The following is a 16113-nucleotide window of genomic DNA, read 5'->3' as shown; positions in this document are numbered from 1 at the left end:
ATAAATGCCGCCACTTTATCGGGGAGAATAGATGGCGGCCAGTCAGTGGGTGTCCTGAGTGTAATGAAACACGGGCAGTCCCAGTTTCAAGCGCAGCGCAAGCAAGCGAGCCGTGAAGCCAAATAACAAGGTGGCGATGACCACGACGTCATGGCTGGAAACATAATGCTGTAAAGCGATATACAGAACGGCTGATGCAAAGGATATCCCGGCGTAGAGTTCTTTTTGAAAGACCAGGGGAATGCGTTTGCAGAACATATCGCGCAGTACGCCGCCAAATACGCCCGTCACGACTGCGGCAATAGTGGCAATCACCGGGCTTTCGCCCATATCCAGCGCAATTTGTGCCCCGATGATGGAGAACACGACCAGGCCCAGAGCATCAAGCACTAAAAACAGACGTCGAAGATGGGGCATTACAGGAGCAAGGATAGTGGTCAGCACTGCGGCGACAGCCACAATGATGATGTACTCGGGGTGCTTAACCCAGCCGAGAGGGTAATGCCCCAGCAGGATATCACGTACCGATCCGCCTCCCAGCGCGGTGGCGGTAGCAATAATGATGACCCCAAACGTATCCATACGACGGCGTCCGGCAGCGAGTGCACCGGTCATGGCTTCGGCAGTGATCCCGACGAGATAAAGGATATGTAGCAGCATGTGTTCCCCCGATAGTGAGGGCAACAGGGTAGCGTTTTGTGCGGTCTGTCACGATTTAGTTTTTCTTGTGTGAGGACGTTAGCCTTATTTTTGGTAATGACTGAACGTTGTTTGGCTGGGTGTGATGGCGATAAACGGTAATTTTCACATTACAATTATTCATGTTATAGGCGTTTGCCGCCGATAGCCTGTTCCGATAAAAAAATGGCCCCTGAACGGGGCCATGATGAGAAAGCGGCTTGAATAAAGCGTTACTCGATATTCTGGATCTGCTCGCGCATCTGCTCAATCAGCACTTTCAGTTCAATGGCGGAGTTGGTCACTTCAGCATTGATCGACTTAGAGGCCAGGGTGTTCGACTCGCGGTTGAACTCCTGCATCATAAAGTCGAGACGACGCCCTACGGCTTCTTTCTTCTTCAGGATGTTGTAAGTCTCTTTAACGTGCGCTTCCAGACGATCCAGCTCTTCGGCGACGTCAATGCGCTGTGCCATCAGCACCAGCTCTTGTTCCAGACGGGTATTTTCCAGCTGAACTTCCGCTTCTTCCAGTTTGGCCACCAGGCGCTCACGCTGCCATTGCAGGACCGCAGGCATATGGGTACGGACTTTAGCCACTTCGGTGGTCACACCTTCCAGACGCTGCTCAATCATCGCTTTGAGGGCCTGGCCTTCAGTTTCGCGGGCAATGATAAAGTCATCCAGCGTGCTGTCGAGGGCACTGAGAATTTCAGCGGCAATCGTGTCCAGATCCTGCTCACCGGCGGCCATGACGCCAGGCCAGCGCAGAATATCGACCGGGTTGATTTCCCCTTCATCGCTTTGCATCTTGACCCAGTTCGCTGCAGTGACGAGCTGTTTCGCCAGTTTTTCGTTGAGGATCAGCTCACCCTGGGCGCTGGCATCAGGCTCAAAACGCAGGTTACATTCCACTTTACCGCGCGTCAGACGAGCACGGATACGCTCGCGTACAACAGGTTCAAGGCTGCGGAACTGCTCCGGCATACGGAAATACGTTTCCAGGTAGCGCTGGTTTACCGAGCGCATTTCCCATGTAGCGCTACCCCAGCTACCCTTGATTTCACGCCGGGCGTAGGCGGTCATACTGCGGATCATAGACATTCCCGTTTTTAAAGGAGAGATGGGGGGATTATAGCTTTCGGGGGCTTCTCAGGATAGGAATAAGCGTCCTTTATCCGTATAATGCGCAGCCACATTCGTTTCAAGCCGGAGATTTCATCATGCGTCCAGCAGGTCGTAGCGCCAATCAGGTGCGTCCCGTCACCCTGACCCGTAACTATACAAAACACGCAGAAGGCTCCGTACTGGTTGAGTTTGGTGACACCAAAGTGCTGTGCACCGCGTCCATCGAAGAGGGCGTTCCACGCTTCCTGAAAGGTCAGGGCCAGGGCTGGATCACTGCGGAATATGGCATGTTGCCGCGTGCAACCCATACCCGAAACGCCCGCGAAGCGGCAAAAGGCAAGCAGGGCGGCCGTACCATGGAAATCCAGCGTCTGATCGCACGTGCGCTGCGCGCCGCCGTTGATCTGAAAACACTGGGTGAATTTACCATTACTCTGGACTGCGACGTCATTCAGGCAGACGGTGGTACGCGTACGGCGTCGATTACCGGTGCATGTGTGGCGCTGGCTGATGCCCTGAATAAGCTGGTTGCAGCCGGTAAGCTGAAAACGAATCCGATGAAAGGGATGGTCGCGGCTGTTTCCGTGGGTATCGTTAACGGTGAAGCGCTTTGCGATCTGGAATACGTCGAAGATTCCGCTGCTGAGACTGACATGAACGTGGTGATGACTGAAGACGGTCGCATCATTGAGGTGCAGGGCACGGCAGAAGGTGAGCCGTTTACCCATGAAGAACTTCTTACCTTGCTGGCGTTGGCCCGAGGGGGAATTGAATCTATCGTAACGACGCAGAAGGCGGCGTTAGAAAATTGATTTTAAAGGCGACTGATGAGTCGCCTTTTTTTTGTTCGTACAAAAGCAAAAGTCGGAGGAGTAAGCCCATGAAATCCTGGCAGCGTGAGTTTATTGAGTTTGCGCTTAACAAGCAGGTCCTGAAATTTGGCGAGTTTACGCTGAAATCCGGGCGTAAGAGCCCCTATTTCTTCAACGCCGGACTGTTTAATACCGGGCGCGATCTGGCATTGTTAGGCCGTTTCTATGCCGAAGCGCTGGTGGACTCCGGCATTGATTTTGACCTGCTGTTTGGCCCGGCCTATAAAGGCATTCCGATTGCCACTACCACTGCGGTTGCGCTGGCGGAACACCACGACCGCGACGTACCGTACTGCTTTAACCGTAAAGAGGCTAAAACCCACGGTGAAGGCGGTAATCTGGTAGGCAGCGCGCTGCAGGGTCGCGTTATGCTGGTGGACGATGTGATCACCGCTGGTACCGCTATTCGCGAATCGATGGAGATTATTCAGGCCAACGGCGCTACGCTTGCTGGCGTGCTGATCTCTTTGGATCGTCAGGAACGCGGGCGTGGCGAAATCTCTGCTATTCAGGAAGTTGAGCGCGATTATGGCTGTAAAGTGACCTCGATCATCACCCTGAAAGACCTGATTGCGTATCTGGAAGAGAAGCCTGAGATGGCGGATCATCTGGCTGCGGTACGTGGGTATCGCGAAGCTTTCGGCGTGTAATATCAAGCCCGGTGGCGTTCTGCTTACCGGGCCTGAAGATTATTGCAGCTGTGCCGCCACTAACGGCCAACGGGCGTCAAAATCGTCCGTTGGACGGTATTTAAACTCGCTGCGAACAAAGCGGGAGAGCATGCCTTCGCAAAACGACAGGATTTGACTTGCCAGCAGCGTTTCATCGGTGCTGTAACCTTCACCCTCACGCATTTTTTTCTCGCGCAGTACCTGGCGCAGTTGTGCTTCAATACGTTCGAAGAGCTGGTTAATACGGCCCTGCAATCGGTCCTGCTCGAACATCAGCGCGTGGCCAGTCAGGATACGGGTTAAGCCCGGATTGCGTTCACCAAAGCCCAGAATGAGCTGCACAATCAGACGCAAACGCGCAGTCGTGTCTTTTTCGTCTTTCAGAATCAGGTTGATGCGAGTGATCAGACTGTCTTCGATAAATTCGATCAGACTGTCAAACATCCGGGTTTTGCTCGGAAAATGACGATACAACGCCGCTTCAGACACGCCCACGGAGGCGGCCAGTTTTGCGGTGGTGATGCGTTGACTACCATCGCTGGATTCAAGCATCAGCGCCAGAGATTGAAGTATTTCTTCGCGACGGTTCCTTTTCGCGGTTTGTTTTTCTGCCATGTTACAAAATACCCCTGAAAATAAGCACTTGCCAGGCTGGCATCCACACAGCGACCGCAAACTGACGTTTGCGGTTTGTTATTGCATTATGGCGCTGTGAGATACGTGTCGGTCGGGCGGTTATTTGCGCCCGGAATGGCCGAAGCCGCCTTCGCCACGGTCGGTGGCGTCAAAGTCTTCCACCAGGTTAAATTCTGCCTGAACCACCGGTACAAAGACCATCTGTGCGATACGCTCGCCCGGTTCAATGGTGAAGCTGTCCTGACCACGGTTCCAGACGGAAACCATCAGTTGACCCTGGTAGTCAGAGTCGATCAGGCCGACCAGGTTACCCAGTACCACTCCATGCTTATGACCCAGACCAGAACGCGGCAGGATCACCGCTGCCAGCGACGGGTCAGCAATGTGGATTGCCAGGCCGGTTGGGATCAGGGTGGTTGCACCCGGAGCCAGCTCTACGGCGTCATCGAGACAGGCGCGCAGGTCAAGACCGGCAGAGCCGGAGGTGGCATAGGTTGGCAGCGCAAATTGCTTACCAACACGCGGGTCCAGAATCTTAACGTCGATTTTTTTCATCATAACGGGTAACGATCTCGTCCAGTAATTGTTGGCCCAGGAGTTCCTTGCGCTCAAGCGGTAAGACTTTATCTCCATCCTGCCAGAAAAGGTGCAGTGCGTTGCTGTCGCTGTTAAATCCTTGCGTGGCCAGCGATACGTCGTTCGCGCAAATCAAATCGAGGTTTTTGCGGGTACGTTTTTGCCGGGCATATTCTTCCACATTATTTGTTTCTGCGGCAAACCCAACAACGTAAGGACGATGGCTTTTCAGTGCGGCGACACCCGCAACAATGTCCGGATTTTTCACCATTTTTAGTGTTAATTCATCGCCTTGCTTTTTAATTTTTGACCCGGAAATGGTTTCGGCACGGTAATCTGCAACAGCCGCACAGCCGATAAAAATCTGCTGGTTCTGCGCATGCGCCTGTACGGCGGCGTCCATCTCCAGGGCGGTGGTGACATCAATACGCTGCACGAACGGTGGTGTCGGTAACGAGACCGGGCCGCTCACCAGCGTGACCTTTGCACCGCGTTTTGCCGCCGCGGCAGCAATCGCAAAGCCCATTTTACCGGAGCTATGGTTGGTAATGTAACGCACCGGGTCCAGCGGCTCGCGCGTTGGGCCCGCGGTAATCATGATGTTGAGATGTTGCAGATCGTTGACAGGCGAAAAATGGCCGGCGGCCAGCTCAACGATGGTCAGCGGGTCAAGCATACGACCAGGACCCACATCACCACATGCCTGGCTACCGCTGTCCGGCCCCCAGATGAGCAGGCCGCGTGAGGCCAGCGTCGTCAGATTATGTTGGGTGGCGGCGTTGCGGTACATCTGCTGGTTCATCGCGGGGACGACGGCAACAGGTGCGGGCGTGGCCAGGCAAATGGTCGAGACCAGATCGTTTGCCATGCCGGCTGCTACGCGGGCAATTAAATCTGCTGTGGCGGGGGCAAGGATAACCAGGTCTGCCCATTTTCCCAGCTCAATATGGCCCATCGCGGCTTCGGCGGCCGGATCAAGGAGGCTGTCAGAGACGGGGTACCCTGAAACGGCCTGCAGGCTCAGAGGCGTGATAAAGGCTTTGCCGCCTTCCGTTATCGCGACCCGCACATCCGCCCCGCGCTCGCGCAAACGACGCACCAGCTCCGGCGCTTTATAGGCAGCGATACCGCCGCTCACGCCAAGAACGATTTTTTTACCGGCCAGGCTCATCATGATTCTTTCCTGTTGGGTTTCACCAGAGAGCGGGCATTTTATCACAATCCCAAAAAGGGGGTGATTTTGTCCTTCGGCCAGTTTGCGAGGCGTTACGCAGGAATGAAAAGTGGGCGTCGAGCGCCGGGGGCGGCTGTGGCAGCATGATGGCAAACCGAAGGAGACAGGCATGGAAGAGACTGAACTGCTGCTACCGCGTGAAAAAATGCTGCGCTATGGCGTCACGTTGTTAAAGGACGACGAGTTGCTGGCACTCTTTTTACGCACCGGAACGCCCGGCAAAACGGTATTTACGCTGGCAAAAGAGCTCATCGACCATTTTGGTTCGCTGTATGGCTTATTGACGGCGGATCTGACGGAATTCAGGCACGTCGAAGGAATTGGCGTGGCGAAGTTCGCCCAACTGAGGGGGATTGCTGAACTGGCCCGCCGTTTTTACGACGTCCGTATGGAAGAGGAAGATCCCATACTCACCCCGGATATGACACGCGTATTTCTCCAGAGCCAGCTATCAGATTTGGAGCGCGAGATCTTTATGGTGATCTTTCTTGATAACAGGAACCGGGTACTAAAACATAGCCGTCTTTTTTCCGGAACACTGAGCCACGTTGAGGTTCATCCGCGAGAAATTGTGCGGGAAGCGATAAAAGTGAATGCAGCCGGCGTGATACTCGCGCATAATCACCCCTCTGGCTGTGCAGAACCAAGCAGAGCTGACAAAGAGATGACCGAACGCATTATCAAATGCTGTCAATTCATGGACATTCGTGTGCTCGACCATCTGATAATTGGTCGCGGCGAGTACATTTCTTTTGCAGAACATGGCTGGATTTAGGCTATTTCTCGCGATCCATCGGGATCTTTGTCTGTTCGGGACTTGAGCACACCGCCGAGTCAGCGTATACTACGCCACCTTTGAGAATCTCGGGTTTGGCATTTGGGCCTGGCAATCGAGAGTTCAATAGAACTATGCGATGACCGGGCTGTAAAGCCTGACGAGGCGCCGATACCCCATACGAAGCTCGAGCTAATTTGATTTTTGGAGAATAGACATGTCCCGAGTCTGCCAAGTTACTGGCAAGCGTCCGGTGACCGGTAACAACCGTTCCCACGCACTGAACGCGACTAAACGCCGTTTCCTGCCGAACCTGCACTCTCACCGTTTCTGGGTTGAGAGCGAGAAGCGTTTTGTCACCCTGCGCGTATCTGCTAAAGGTATGCGTGTAATCGATAAGAAAGGCATTGATACAGTTCTGTCCGAACTGCGTGCCCGTGGCGAAAAGTACTAAGTACTTAAAGAGGAAATAAATCATGGCTAAAGGTATTCGCGAGAAAATCAAGCTGGTTTCTTCTGCTGGTACAGGTCACTTCTACACCACCACGAAGAACAAACGTACTAAGCCGGAAAAACTGGAACTGAAAAAATTCGATCCAGTTGTACGCCAGCACGTACTGTACAAAGAAGCTAAAATCAAATAATTTTAGCCTCCTTGTATTGAAAAACCCCGCAACTGCGGGGTTTTTTGCATTCTGCATCTTACTCCGGAGGAACCATGCCTGAATTACCTGAGGTAGAGACCAGCCGCCGCGGTATTGAGCCGCATCTGGTCGGCGCGACTATTCTTCATGCTATCGTTCGCAACGGTCGCCTGCGTTGGCCGGTATCCGATGAAATCCATGCGTTAAGCGATAAACCGATTCTCAGCGTCCAGCGTCGCGCCAAATATCTGCTGCTGGAGCTGCCCGACGGCTGGATTATCATCCATCTCGGTATGTCCGGTAGTCTGCGCATCCTTACCGAAGAACTGCCCGCGGAAAAGCATGACCATGTCGATCTGGTGATGAGCAACGGTAAAGTGCTGCGTTACACCGACCCACGACGCTTTGGCGCATGGCTGTGGACCAAAGAGCTTGAAGGACACAGCGTTCTGGCGCATCTGGGGCCAGAGCCGCTCTCAGAGGCGTTTAACGCGGAATACCTGAAAGCGAAGTGTGCAAAGAAGAAAACCCCGATCAAACCGTGGCTGATGGACAATAAGCTGGTGGTGGGAGTAGGGAATATTTATGCCAGCGAATCGCTGTTTGCCGCCGGGATCCATCCCGATCGGCTGGCCTCGTCGCTGTCATCCCAGGAGTGTGAACTGCTGGTCCGGGTGATTAAAGCGGTGCTGTTGCGTTCTATTGAGCAAGGGGGGACCACCCTGAAGGACTTCCTGCAGAGCGACGGTAAACCCGGCTATTTTGCTCAGGAGCTGCAGGTATATGGCCGTAAGGGTGAGCCGTGCAGAGTCTGTGGGACACCGATTATTGCAACGAAGCACGCTCAGCGCGCCACGTTCTATTGCCGTCAGTGCCAGAAATAGGGCTACTTTAATTTTTCCATCAACGCCTGATGGACGTTAGCCGGCAGGAAATGGGTCACGTCACCGTGATGACGCGCCACCTCTTTGACCAGCGAGGAAGAGATAAACGACCACTCTTTTGAGGGCATCAGGAACACGCTCTCCAGCTCTGGCATCAGGTGGCGATTCATGTGCGCCAGCTGCATTTCGTATTCGAAGTCAGCCACCGCGCGTAACCCACGGATCAAAATGTTAGCCTGCCGGGCACGGGCGAAGTTGGCCATCAGATCGCTGAAGCCCACCACCTCGACGTTTGGCAGATGCGAGATAGCGTCAGTGGCAAGTGCAACGCGCTCATTGAGATCGAACATGGGTTTCTTACTGGGGCTGGCGGCGATCGCCAGAATCACCTTATCAAACATGCATGCCGCACGGGTGATGATGTCAAGATGACCGTTGGTGATGGGATCAAAGGTACCCGGATAAATCGCTTTTGTGCTCATGGCTCACGTTTTCTCTGAGTAGCCGCGGCAAAGCGCCCACAGCTCGGTGTATTTGTTGAAAGTATACTGGGCATTCACCACCGCCAGTAACCACCCCTGTTTACCGTCCAGCACGCCGCCTCGCAGCAACAGCGTCTTCAGAAATGCCCCCAGCGTGTGGGTGAAAATACCGGTCAGCGTGGCCTTCTTGCCGCGCAGGTGGCGCTCCTGTGCCCATGCGGTGGCATAGTTAAGCTGTTTGCGCTGGAAGCTGGCGAAATCCCGGCAGGTCAGATGCAGCAGATCGCCCGTCAGAGGAATGACGGGGGCACTGTCGCATGCCAGGGATTCATGGACCAGATTATCGTTGTACTGATATCGCTCACGCTCGTAGAGGCGCATTACGCGGTCTGGATACCAGCCGCTGTGGCGCATAAAACGGCCAAGGAAATAGTTGCGACGTGCAATGCTGTATACCGCGCCAGGCTGAGGTGCTGCCAGCACCGCCTGAATGGCCTGGCGGAGCTCTGGTGTAATGCGCTCGTCAGTGTCCAGCATCAGCACGTAATCGCCAGTAGCATAGCGCTGCGCGCGCTGTCGCTGGATGCCGTAGCCTTGCCAGTCGGTATCGATAAAGACCTTTGCACCCGCGGCACGGGCGACATCCACCGTGTTGTCCTCGCTGCCGGAGTCGAGAAGGACAATTTCGTCAGCCCAGGCGACGGAGGCCAGGCAGTCCGGAAGCAGGTCGGCGGCGTTTTTGGCGATCATCACGACCGACAGACGCGTTGACATTAGTGGCTCCGCTGAGGCAGATAAGGTTGCAGAAGTTGCAGCAGACGAGTGAGTGCACCCTGGTTCTGATGCAGCACTTCGACAGCATGGCGACCATACCAGAGGCGGTAATCTTCGTCGGTCAGAAGGGTTGAGACCTCTTTGACCACTGAGTCCGCGTCGGTCACGGTAATTAACCCGTCGGCTTGCTGCAATTTAGCGCAGATATCTTTGAAGTTAAACGTGTGTGGGCCCATCAGCACCGGAATGGCGTGTGCGGCCGGCTCAAGCGGATTATGGCCGCCGCGCTCCACAAGGCTGCCGCCGACAAAAGCCAGATCGGCAATGCCGTAAAGCAGCATCAGCTCGCCCATTGTATCGCCAATCACCACCTGAGTGCTGCCGGAGGGGATCTCACCGCTGCTGCGCAGGGTAAAGCTGAAGCCGCCTTTCTGCACCATCTCACGCGCATCTTTAAAACGTTCGGGGTGACGGGGGACCAGAATCAGCAGCAAATCGGGGAATTTTTCCAGCAGCTTACGATGGGCCTGCAGGATAATGGCTTCTTCGCCGTCATGGGTACTGGTTGCAATCCACACCTGGCGACGCGGTGCCCACTGGCGACGCAGCGTAATCGCACGGGCGGCGAGTTCAGGCGTGACGGAGATATCGAACTTCAGGCTACCCGTCACCGCAAGCTGGTTGCGCTTCAGGCCCAGAGCGAGAAAGCGCGCCGCGTCTTCTTCGTTCTGCGCGGCAATCAGCGTTATTCGGCTGAGCAGGCGGCGCATAAATTTACCTAACTTGCCGTAACCTTTCGCCGAGCGCTCTGAAAGGCGCGCGTTGGCAATCACCAGCGGAATTTTACGGGCATGCAGGGCGGAAATCATATTTGGCCACAGTTCTGTTTCCATGACGATCACCAGTTTCGGGCGAACGGTATTCAGGAAGCGGTTCATGGCGCAAGGCAGGTCGTAAGGCAAATAGACGTGTTGAACGTCTTTACCGAACGCCGATAATGCGCGTTCAGACCCCGTCGGCGTCATGGTCGTGACCGTGATCGGCAGTGACGGATAGCGGTGACGAAGGGCGCGAACCAGCGGGATCGCCGCCAGCGTTTCGCCCACAGAAACGGAATGCAGCAAAATACCGTCCGGCACGACTTTATTGCGGCAGTAGCCATAGCGTTCAGCCCAGCGTTTACGATACGCAGGCGCTTTACGGCTACGAAGCAACAGTCGCAGCCACACCAGTGGCTGGATGATGTAGAGCAGGGCGGTATACAACAATTCCAAGCGATTATCCGTTTTTTAGTTTCGGCGGGGAAATTCTAAGCATTTAAGCCGGGTAAAGCTATCTCTTATGCCAGATACCGTTTTAAACGGAAGTAGCGTCGGCCCAGGCGCCAGCGCAAACGGGGGCTTTTGGCACTTTTCCAGATAAGCCTCCAGATACCCGTGTCGAAGAACTCTTTTATTATCATCGACTTCTTCTGCACATCCTTCATATTGTCGAAGGTATGAATGATCCCAAGCCCCTCTTTGGCGATTTGCCAGTGGCAGGCGGGGATATCTTTCACTTTTTCCGGGTAACGCTGGTTGATGGCATCCAGCATTTGCAGAATTTTCATGTAATGGCGCGCCGAGCGAATCAGCGTGTCATCATTGTCCGGCATATGGGAAACCGATGCGGAGTGAATGTAATAGTCGTAAAAACGTTCACTGGTGTATTGCACGCGGTCAGCTGCGAGCAAGACTTCGGTAGTCCACGGGATATCCTGATGACGCAGGCCGGGCTCAAAACGAAAACCGTTCTGACGAATAAAGTCGTGGCGATAGATATTCAGCCAGGTCACATGCAGAAACTTGCGTGAGTCGAGCGCTTTTTTTAACCAGGCCGCACCGGTCATGACACCTGTCGAGGCCAGCTTGTCTTCCGGGAAAATCGGCCGTGAAGGCTTCTTATTGTTTTCCCAGACGTAGTTTCCGTTGCAGGTGGCGACATCCAGATTCTGTGTGACGGCCATATCAAGCAAGCGCTGATACATGCCCGGCTTAAAGACATCATCAATATCCGGGAAAGAGAGATATTGACCGGTAGCGACGGCCAGACCGGTATTGCGCGCAATGGATACACCCTGATTTTCCTGTTCGATAACCTGCATTTGCGGCAGTTTTTCACGCCAGGTTTCGACTATCTGCATCGAACTGTCCGTGGAGCCATCATTGACGATGATGACTTCCATACTGTCGATGTGTTGATTCGCAAGGCAGGTAAAGAACTGATCCAGGAAAGCTTCGCCGTTATAAACGGCAACCACCACGCTTAATAATGGCGCTGAATTTTGCATAAGAAACCTGATTATTATTGATTGTCTACCAACGCAACATATTGCTGGCAAATGGCATTTATCCCGAACGACGCGATCGTTGCGCTATCAACGACAGGCGGGGAGGTATAGAGATCGGCCAGTGTTTTCGCCAGTGATTCATCATTCATCTCCGACAGCCCGCGCGCCAGCGTACCCGTGAGGATTTCAGCGGGCCCGCCAGGACAGTTCGTACTGACAGGCGGCGTCTGGCAGATGATGGATTCTACCAGTACGTTACCAAAACCTTCACAGTCAGAACTTAACACTAAAAGTCGTGCGCCTTTAATCCACGGATAAGGGTTGGACTCGAAGGGGCGGAAAATAACCTTGTCTTCGATCCCGAGTTCTTTCGCTAACTGTTTAAGCTGTTGAATTTTGGTGTCAGAACCGTTGCCCATCATCACCAGCGATGCGTCTATTTTGCTCTGTGCATAGGCACGCAGAAGGCGGTCGTGGCGTTTATGTTCATGAAAACGACCCACGTGAATAATGTAATCCTGCCCCTGCATCTCAAAAGGTGCATCCGCCAGACGCTGGATTTCAGGAATATCAAAGGGATTATGGATAACCGCTTTGCGACGAAGGTCGATGGACAGCGTCTCTGAGAGATCTTTCAGCACGGCGGCGGAGACGGCGACAACGTTTCGGTTTTCGTAGGTATGACGAATTTTGTAATGCTTAAACCAGCGTGAAAGGCCGTGGCGATGACGCAGGTAGGAGAATGAGAACATGCCATGCACGCAGAACCAGACCTTATCGCGATCCAGCGCACGACTGTGCGCCACGATACGATCGGTTTTATGCAGATGCGAGAATATGACGTCGAACTTCCCGCTGCGCTCAGCCTGCTCAATGGCATTGTCCAGCAGTTGCGCCCGGCGCGGGATCTCGGTGAGCTTTCTCCAGGGCTTTTTACACGTATCCTGAATGACCTGATAATCAATGCCTGCCGGGATGGCGTAGTCGCACACCTTTCGCAGGGAGAAAAGGGAGACCTGATGCCCCATTTCTATCAATCCGCTGGAGAGGGTGAGAACCGTTTTTTCGGCTCCTCCACCGGGCAAACCATCAATAATCATTAGGATGCGCATTTTTAATCCAGTAATTTTTGATAAAGCGAAATAAGCTGACTTGATAATTTTTCTGGGGTCGCTTCTTTTACGCGCTCACGCGCTGCCCGCCCCATATCGTTATTCTTATCCAAAGATGGAAGGGTCATGACTGCCTCCTTCAATCTGCTGATATCAAGTGCATCACAGTAAAAGCCATTCTGACCTTGCTCAATAAACTCTGCACCACCGCAACTCACTGAAGTAATGACGGGCAAACCGCAGGCCATCGCTTCAAGAATGACGTTTGGAAAAGGATCATACAGCGTTGGCAGCAGTAATCCATCGGATACCTGGTAAAATGGTAGTGTCTCTTTTTGCATCCCCAGGAAGCGAATTTGCCCCTCACAGCCCAATGAACGGGCGAGGTCACGGTAACGACTTTCTGCTTTATCCTGTCCAACCACAATCAGCCACGCGGGTGTGCCCGCAATAGCGCGGATAGCGCTGGCGAGCCCTTTACGTTCAAAACCTGACCCGACGAAACACAACACCACGGCATCGACAGGCAATCCGAGTTGCCGACGCAGTGCAGCGCGCTGTCTTGCGGTTGCCGGAACGAAGCGGCTGGAATCAATTGAATTATAAATCACATGTATCTTTTTTGCGTCAATATCAAAGTCTTCGATGATTTCGCGTTTGATCATCTCCGCATTGCAGATAACGGCTTTCAATTCAGGAGCCTGATACATTTCACGTTCGGCGTGCATGACGTAGCGATGGTAGCGATCGTGCATCAGAAGTTGTGCACGCCAGGCAGGCAGAATGCGCGCACGCTGCAGCAGCCAACGCCGGTGCACGCCATCCCCTGCGCGGTAAATATCGCAGCCAGGAATACGCTCGTGGCTCTGCACAATGTCAAACTGCTGCTGTTCCCACAGTGCACGCGCAGCATGTGCAAACCCACGTTCGCGACTGATTCGGCCCCATTTACGTGGGTCGCAAATATGGATATGCCAGTCGTCCTGCTTCTCCCCCTGCCACTCACGCGTGATGACGTTGAGCTCCAGGTTTTGGTTGCTCAGTGCGGTAAGTGCCCGGGAAACGAAGCGTTCCGCCCCGCCATCAGGGCGGTATTTTTGGCGAACAATCGCCAGACGATGGTGTTTCATTACAGGTATCTCCTGGCGGCGGAGACCACGACATCAACGGGAATGGCGTCGAGATAGCGTTCAGTTGTTTTGGTATCAATGGCGTCCGGGTCGGGAAGTGGGCCAAAATCGCCAGCCCAGATGACTTCACCGTTGACCTGCCATGGCGACCAGAACACCCGTTTTGACGGGCCGAAGAGAGCAATGCACGGCGTCTGAAGCGCGGCGGCCATGTGCATCGGAACGGAATCGACGCCAATAAAGAGGCGCGCATGATCGATAAGTGATGCCAGCTGGCGCAACGTGAGTTGACCGGCCAGTGAGACTACGCCCGTTTTTGGCGCCGCGGCGAGAATGCGGTCTATCATCGCCAGCTCTTTTTTATCCGGGCCTGCGGTGAGAACCACAGTGTGGCCATCCTGCTGGAGTGCCGTGATGGTTTGCGCCATCTTGCCTTCGTCCCAGCATTTAAAGAACCAGCGTGACGTTGGCTGGATCACCACGTAGTTATCAGCCACACCCTGTTGCGTCAGTAGCTGGCGCGCGCGATCCCAGTCCTCTGCGCGATAGGCCATAGTGACGTCTGGCTGAGCCGGGACGGGCAACGGTGAAAGAATAGAAAGATTTTGCTCAACGGTATGGAGAGACGGGTGATTGGCGACGGAAACCAAATCGGTATGACAAAAACGCCAGAACGCGTTTTTTCGCTTGTTAAACGCGAACCCGAGGCGTACTGGCGCGCCGGTGAAACGGGTGACAATGGCGCTGCGCCACTGATCGGCAAGGTTAATCACCAGATGATAACGCTGCGCTCTTAAGGCACAGAGTAACTGCCACTCTTTTTGCAGATGTTTCAGGGTGCCGAGCTGCTTCCATTTACGATCTATACCGTAGATGGTGCCGATCGCCGGATGCGCGGCGAGCATATCGCGTGTCTCTTCATAAAGAAGAACATCGATTTGCGCCGTGGGCCATTTTTGACGTAACGAATTAATGACCGGAGTTGTGAGTAACATGTCGCCATGATGTCGAAGTTTGATAAGTAAAATACGTAAATCAGGCGTGTCGAGTAGGTTAATCATCATCATCTTATCAGCGGTATACTGTCAGCAATTCTAATAGACCTGATGGCGACTTGCACTCTTTCTCCTTAATGTCAGGAATTTCCCTGGAAGGGTTTACTCCTGCTTCGCAGAGTGCGTAACATAGCCCTCACTCTTACGTCTTACGGACTCATTATGAAAAAACCAGCGTTTATCATCACCATTGATACAGAAGGCGATAATCTCTGGCAAAACCACCGTGTTATCAAAACGGAAAACGCACGTTACCTGGCACGATTTCAGGCGCTATGCGAGCGTTTTGGTTTTAAGCCGGTCTGGCTGACCAACTATGAGATGGCGATCGAACCGGTTTTCATTGAGTTCGCAAAAGATGTGATTGCCCGCGGCCAGGGCGAGGTTGGCATGCATCTTCATGCGTGGAACAGCCCACCTGAACATGACCTCACCGGTGATGACTGGCGCTGGCAACCTTATCTGATTGAGTTTTCAGATGAAATTATGCGCGAGAAAGTGCTTTTTATGACGCACTTACTGGAAGAGACCTTCCAGACCAAAATGCTGAGCCACCGTGCCGGGCGTTGGGCGTTTGATCGTCGCTATGCAAACTTGCTGATAGAGCTGGGTTATCAGGTTGACTGTTCCGTCACCCCACGGGTGAACTGGCGAAATGCCAAAGGGGCACCGCAGGGTCACGGAGGAACGAATTATCAGCATTTCCCTGACCATGCCTACTTTATTGATACAGAGGATATTTCCCGCCCGGGAAAGAGCCCTTTACTCGAAGTGCCGATGAGTATTCAGTATAAACACCCGGCCTGGCTGAACACCGTTAAACAGGGCTACGATCGGCTGCGTGGGAAATACCGTTCCCCGTCAGTTAACTGGCTGCGTCCGTCCGGTGGAAACGCGTCTGAGATGATTAAGGTCGCACAACAGTGCTTGTCGCAGGGCAATGATTATGTGGAGTTTATGCTCCATTCTTCAGAATTTATGCCCGGCGGAAGTCCTACGTTCAAAGATGATGCGGCCATTGAAGGGTTGTACCTGGATTTGGAACAGTTGTTTACATGGCTGTCGGACAAGACGGTGGGGATGACGCTGGCGGAGTTTTATCGGAGTAAAAGAAGCGCCGGTTAACCGGCGCCT

At 53.7% G+C, this 16113-nt stretch carries 19 protein-coding genes; 7 read left to right on the top strand and 12 right to left on the bottom strand.

The annotated features are described in order from the left end of the window. Positions 1 to 42: 42 nt before the first annotated feature. Both L466_RS21505 and L466_RS21510 read right to left on the bottom strand, forming a co-directional pair. Positions 43 to 660 carry a trimeric intracellular cation channel family protein gene (locus L466_RS21505; protein WP_020882694.1) on the bottom strand — a complete coding sequence of 206 codons (618 nt, stop codon included), beginning with the start codon at positions 658 to 660 and terminating at the stop codon, positions 43 to 45. Positions 661 to 911: 251 nt separating this feature from the next. Beyond that, entirely contained in the window at positions 912 to 1775 is an 864-nt protein-coding gene (locus tag L466_RS21510) for a YicC/YloC family endoribonuclease (protein ID WP_020882693.1), read from the bottom strand. Between the two features lie 125 nt (positions 1776 to 1900). On the opposite strand from L466_RS21510, the gene rph reads away from it, so the two are divergent. Together rph and pyrE are read left to right on the top strand one after the other, a co-directional pair. Continuing rightward, complete coding sequence (gene rph, locus L466_RS21515; RefSeq protein WP_013094888.1) at positions 1901 to 2617, top strand: ribonuclease PH; 717 nt, start codon at positions 1901 to 1903, stop codon at positions 2615 to 2617. A gap of 68 nt (positions 2618 to 2685) precedes the next feature. Further along, a complete protein-coding gene (gene pyrE / locus L466_RS21520; RefSeq protein ID WP_014168048.1) occupies positions 2686 to 3327 on the top strand; it encodes an orotate phosphoribosyltransferase in 642 nt (213 codons plus the stop codon). 39 nt (positions 3328 to 3366) lie between these two features. On the opposite strand, the gene slmA is transcribed toward pyrE, so the two are convergent. From slmA to coaBC, 3 genes are all read right to left on the bottom strand, one after another. Further along, positions 3367 to 3963: a nucleoid occlusion factor SlmA gene (gene slmA, locus L466_RS21525; RefSeq protein ID WP_020882692.1), complete on the bottom strand. Its 597-nt coding sequence runs from the start codon at positions 3961 to 3963 to the stop codon at positions 3367 to 3369. Positions 3964 to 4083: 120 nt separating this feature from the next. After that, a complete protein-coding gene (dut, locus tag L466_RS21530) occupies positions 4084 to 4542 on the bottom strand; it encodes a dUTP diphosphatase (RefSeq protein ID WP_014168052.1) in 459 nt (152 codons plus the stop codon). Then, positions 4520 to 5731, bottom strand: a complete 1212-nt coding sequence (gene coaBC / locus L466_RS21535; RefSeq protein WP_025206464.1) for a bifunctional phosphopantothenoylcysteine decarboxylase/phosphopantothenate--cysteine ligase CoaBC — start codon at positions 5729 to 5731, stop codon at positions 4520 to 4522. The genes dut and coaBC overlap by 23 nt, the downstream gene beginning before the upstream one ends. A gap of 172 nt (positions 5732 to 5903) precedes the next feature. On the opposite strand from coaBC, the gene radC reads away from it, so the two are divergent. The 4 genes from radC to mutM all read left to right on the top strand — a co-directional run bounded on the left by radC (position 5904) and on the right by mutM (position 8097). After that, entirely contained in the window at positions 5904 to 6569 is a 666-nt protein-coding gene (radC, locus tag L466_RS21540; protein WP_020882690.1) for a RadC family protein, read from the top strand. 217 nt (positions 6570 to 6786) lie between these two features. Then, positions 6787 to 7023: a 50S ribosomal protein L28 gene (gene rpmB, locus L466_RS21545; RefSeq protein WP_002436699.1), complete on the top strand. Its 237-nt coding sequence runs from the start codon at positions 6787 to 6789 to the stop codon at positions 7021 to 7023. Between the two features lie 22 nt (positions 7024 to 7045). Next, the gene (gene rpmG, locus L466_RS21550; protein ID WP_003024094.1) at positions 7046 to 7213 is read left to right on the top strand and encodes a 50S ribosomal protein L33; all 168 of its coding nucleotides are present in this window, start codon (positions 7046 to 7048) and stop codon (positions 7211 to 7213) included. Positions 7214 to 7287: 74 nt separating this feature from the next. Continuing rightward, entirely contained in the window at positions 7288 to 8097 is an 810-nt protein-coding gene (mutM, locus tag L466_RS21555) for a bifunctional DNA-formamidopyrimidine glycosylase/DNA-(apurinic or apyrimidinic site) lyase (RefSeq protein ID WP_032679319.1), read from the top strand. A gap of 2 nt (positions 8098 to 8099) precedes the next feature. On the opposite strand, the gene coaD is transcribed toward mutM, so the two are convergent. The 7 genes from coaD to rfaQ all read right to left on the bottom strand — a co-directional run bounded on the left by coaD (position 8100) and on the right by rfaQ (position 14991). Further along, positions 8100 to 8579 carry a pantetheine-phosphate adenylyltransferase gene (gene coaD / locus L466_RS21560; RefSeq protein ID WP_014168056.1) on the bottom strand — a complete coding sequence of 160 codons (480 nt, stop codon included), beginning with the start codon at positions 8577 to 8579 and terminating at the stop codon, positions 8100 to 8102. Between the two features lie 3 nt (positions 8580 to 8582). After that, entirely contained in the window at positions 8583 to 9353 is a 771-nt protein-coding gene (locus L466_RS21565) for a glycosyltransferase family 2 protein (RefSeq protein WP_032679320.1), read from the bottom strand. Continuing rightward, positions 9353 to 10627 carry a lipid IV(A) 3-deoxy-D-manno-octulosonic acid transferase gene (gene waaA / locus L466_RS21570; RefSeq protein ID WP_014168058.1) on the bottom strand — a complete coding sequence of 425 codons (1275 nt, stop codon included), beginning with the start codon at positions 10625 to 10627 and terminating at the stop codon, positions 9353 to 9355. The genes L466_RS21565 and waaA overlap by 1 nt, the downstream gene beginning before the upstream one ends. A 65-nt stretch (positions 10628 to 10692) precedes the next feature. Then, a complete protein-coding gene (locus tag L466_RS21575; protein WP_032680009.1) occupies positions 10693 to 11682 on the bottom strand; it encodes a glycosyltransferase in 990 nt (329 codons plus the stop codon). A 14-nt stretch (positions 11683 to 11696) separates the two neighbouring features. Beyond that, a complete protein-coding gene (locus L466_RS21580; protein WP_032679322.1) occupies positions 11697 to 12794 on the bottom strand; it encodes a glycosyltransferase in 1098 nt (365 codons plus the stop codon). 2 nt (positions 12795 to 12796) lie between these two features. Continuing rightward, positions 12797 to 13924, bottom strand: a complete 1128-nt coding sequence (locus L466_RS21585; protein ID WP_032680008.1) for a glycosyltransferase family 4 protein — start codon at positions 13922 to 13924, stop codon at positions 12797 to 12799. Beyond that, a complete protein-coding gene (rfaQ, locus tag L466_RS21590; RefSeq protein WP_014168062.1) occupies positions 13924 to 14991 on the bottom strand; it encodes a putative lipopolysaccharide heptosyltransferase III in 1068 nt (355 codons plus the stop codon). The genes L466_RS21585 and rfaQ overlap by 1 nt, the downstream gene beginning before the upstream one ends. A gap of 150 nt (positions 14992 to 15141) precedes the next feature. Between rfaQ and L466_RS21595 the strand changes: the two genes are divergently transcribed. Next, positions 15142 to 16104: a polysaccharide deacetylase family protein gene (locus L466_RS21595; protein ID WP_032680007.1), complete on the top strand. Its 963-nt coding sequence runs from the start codon at positions 15142 to 15144 to the stop codon at positions 16102 to 16104. Positions 16105 to 16113 lie beyond the last annotated feature (9 nt).

Origin of the sequence: Enterobacter sp. BIDMC 30 (assembly GCF_000534355.1) — a bacterium.
Taxonomy (GTDB): domain Bacteria; phylum Pseudomonadota; class Gammaproteobacteria; order Enterobacterales; family Enterobacteriaceae; genus Enterobacter; species Enterobacter ludwigii.
The sequence above is the reverse complement of the archived record's forward strand: the minus strand, read 5'-3'. Positions and strand labels throughout refer to the sequence as shown.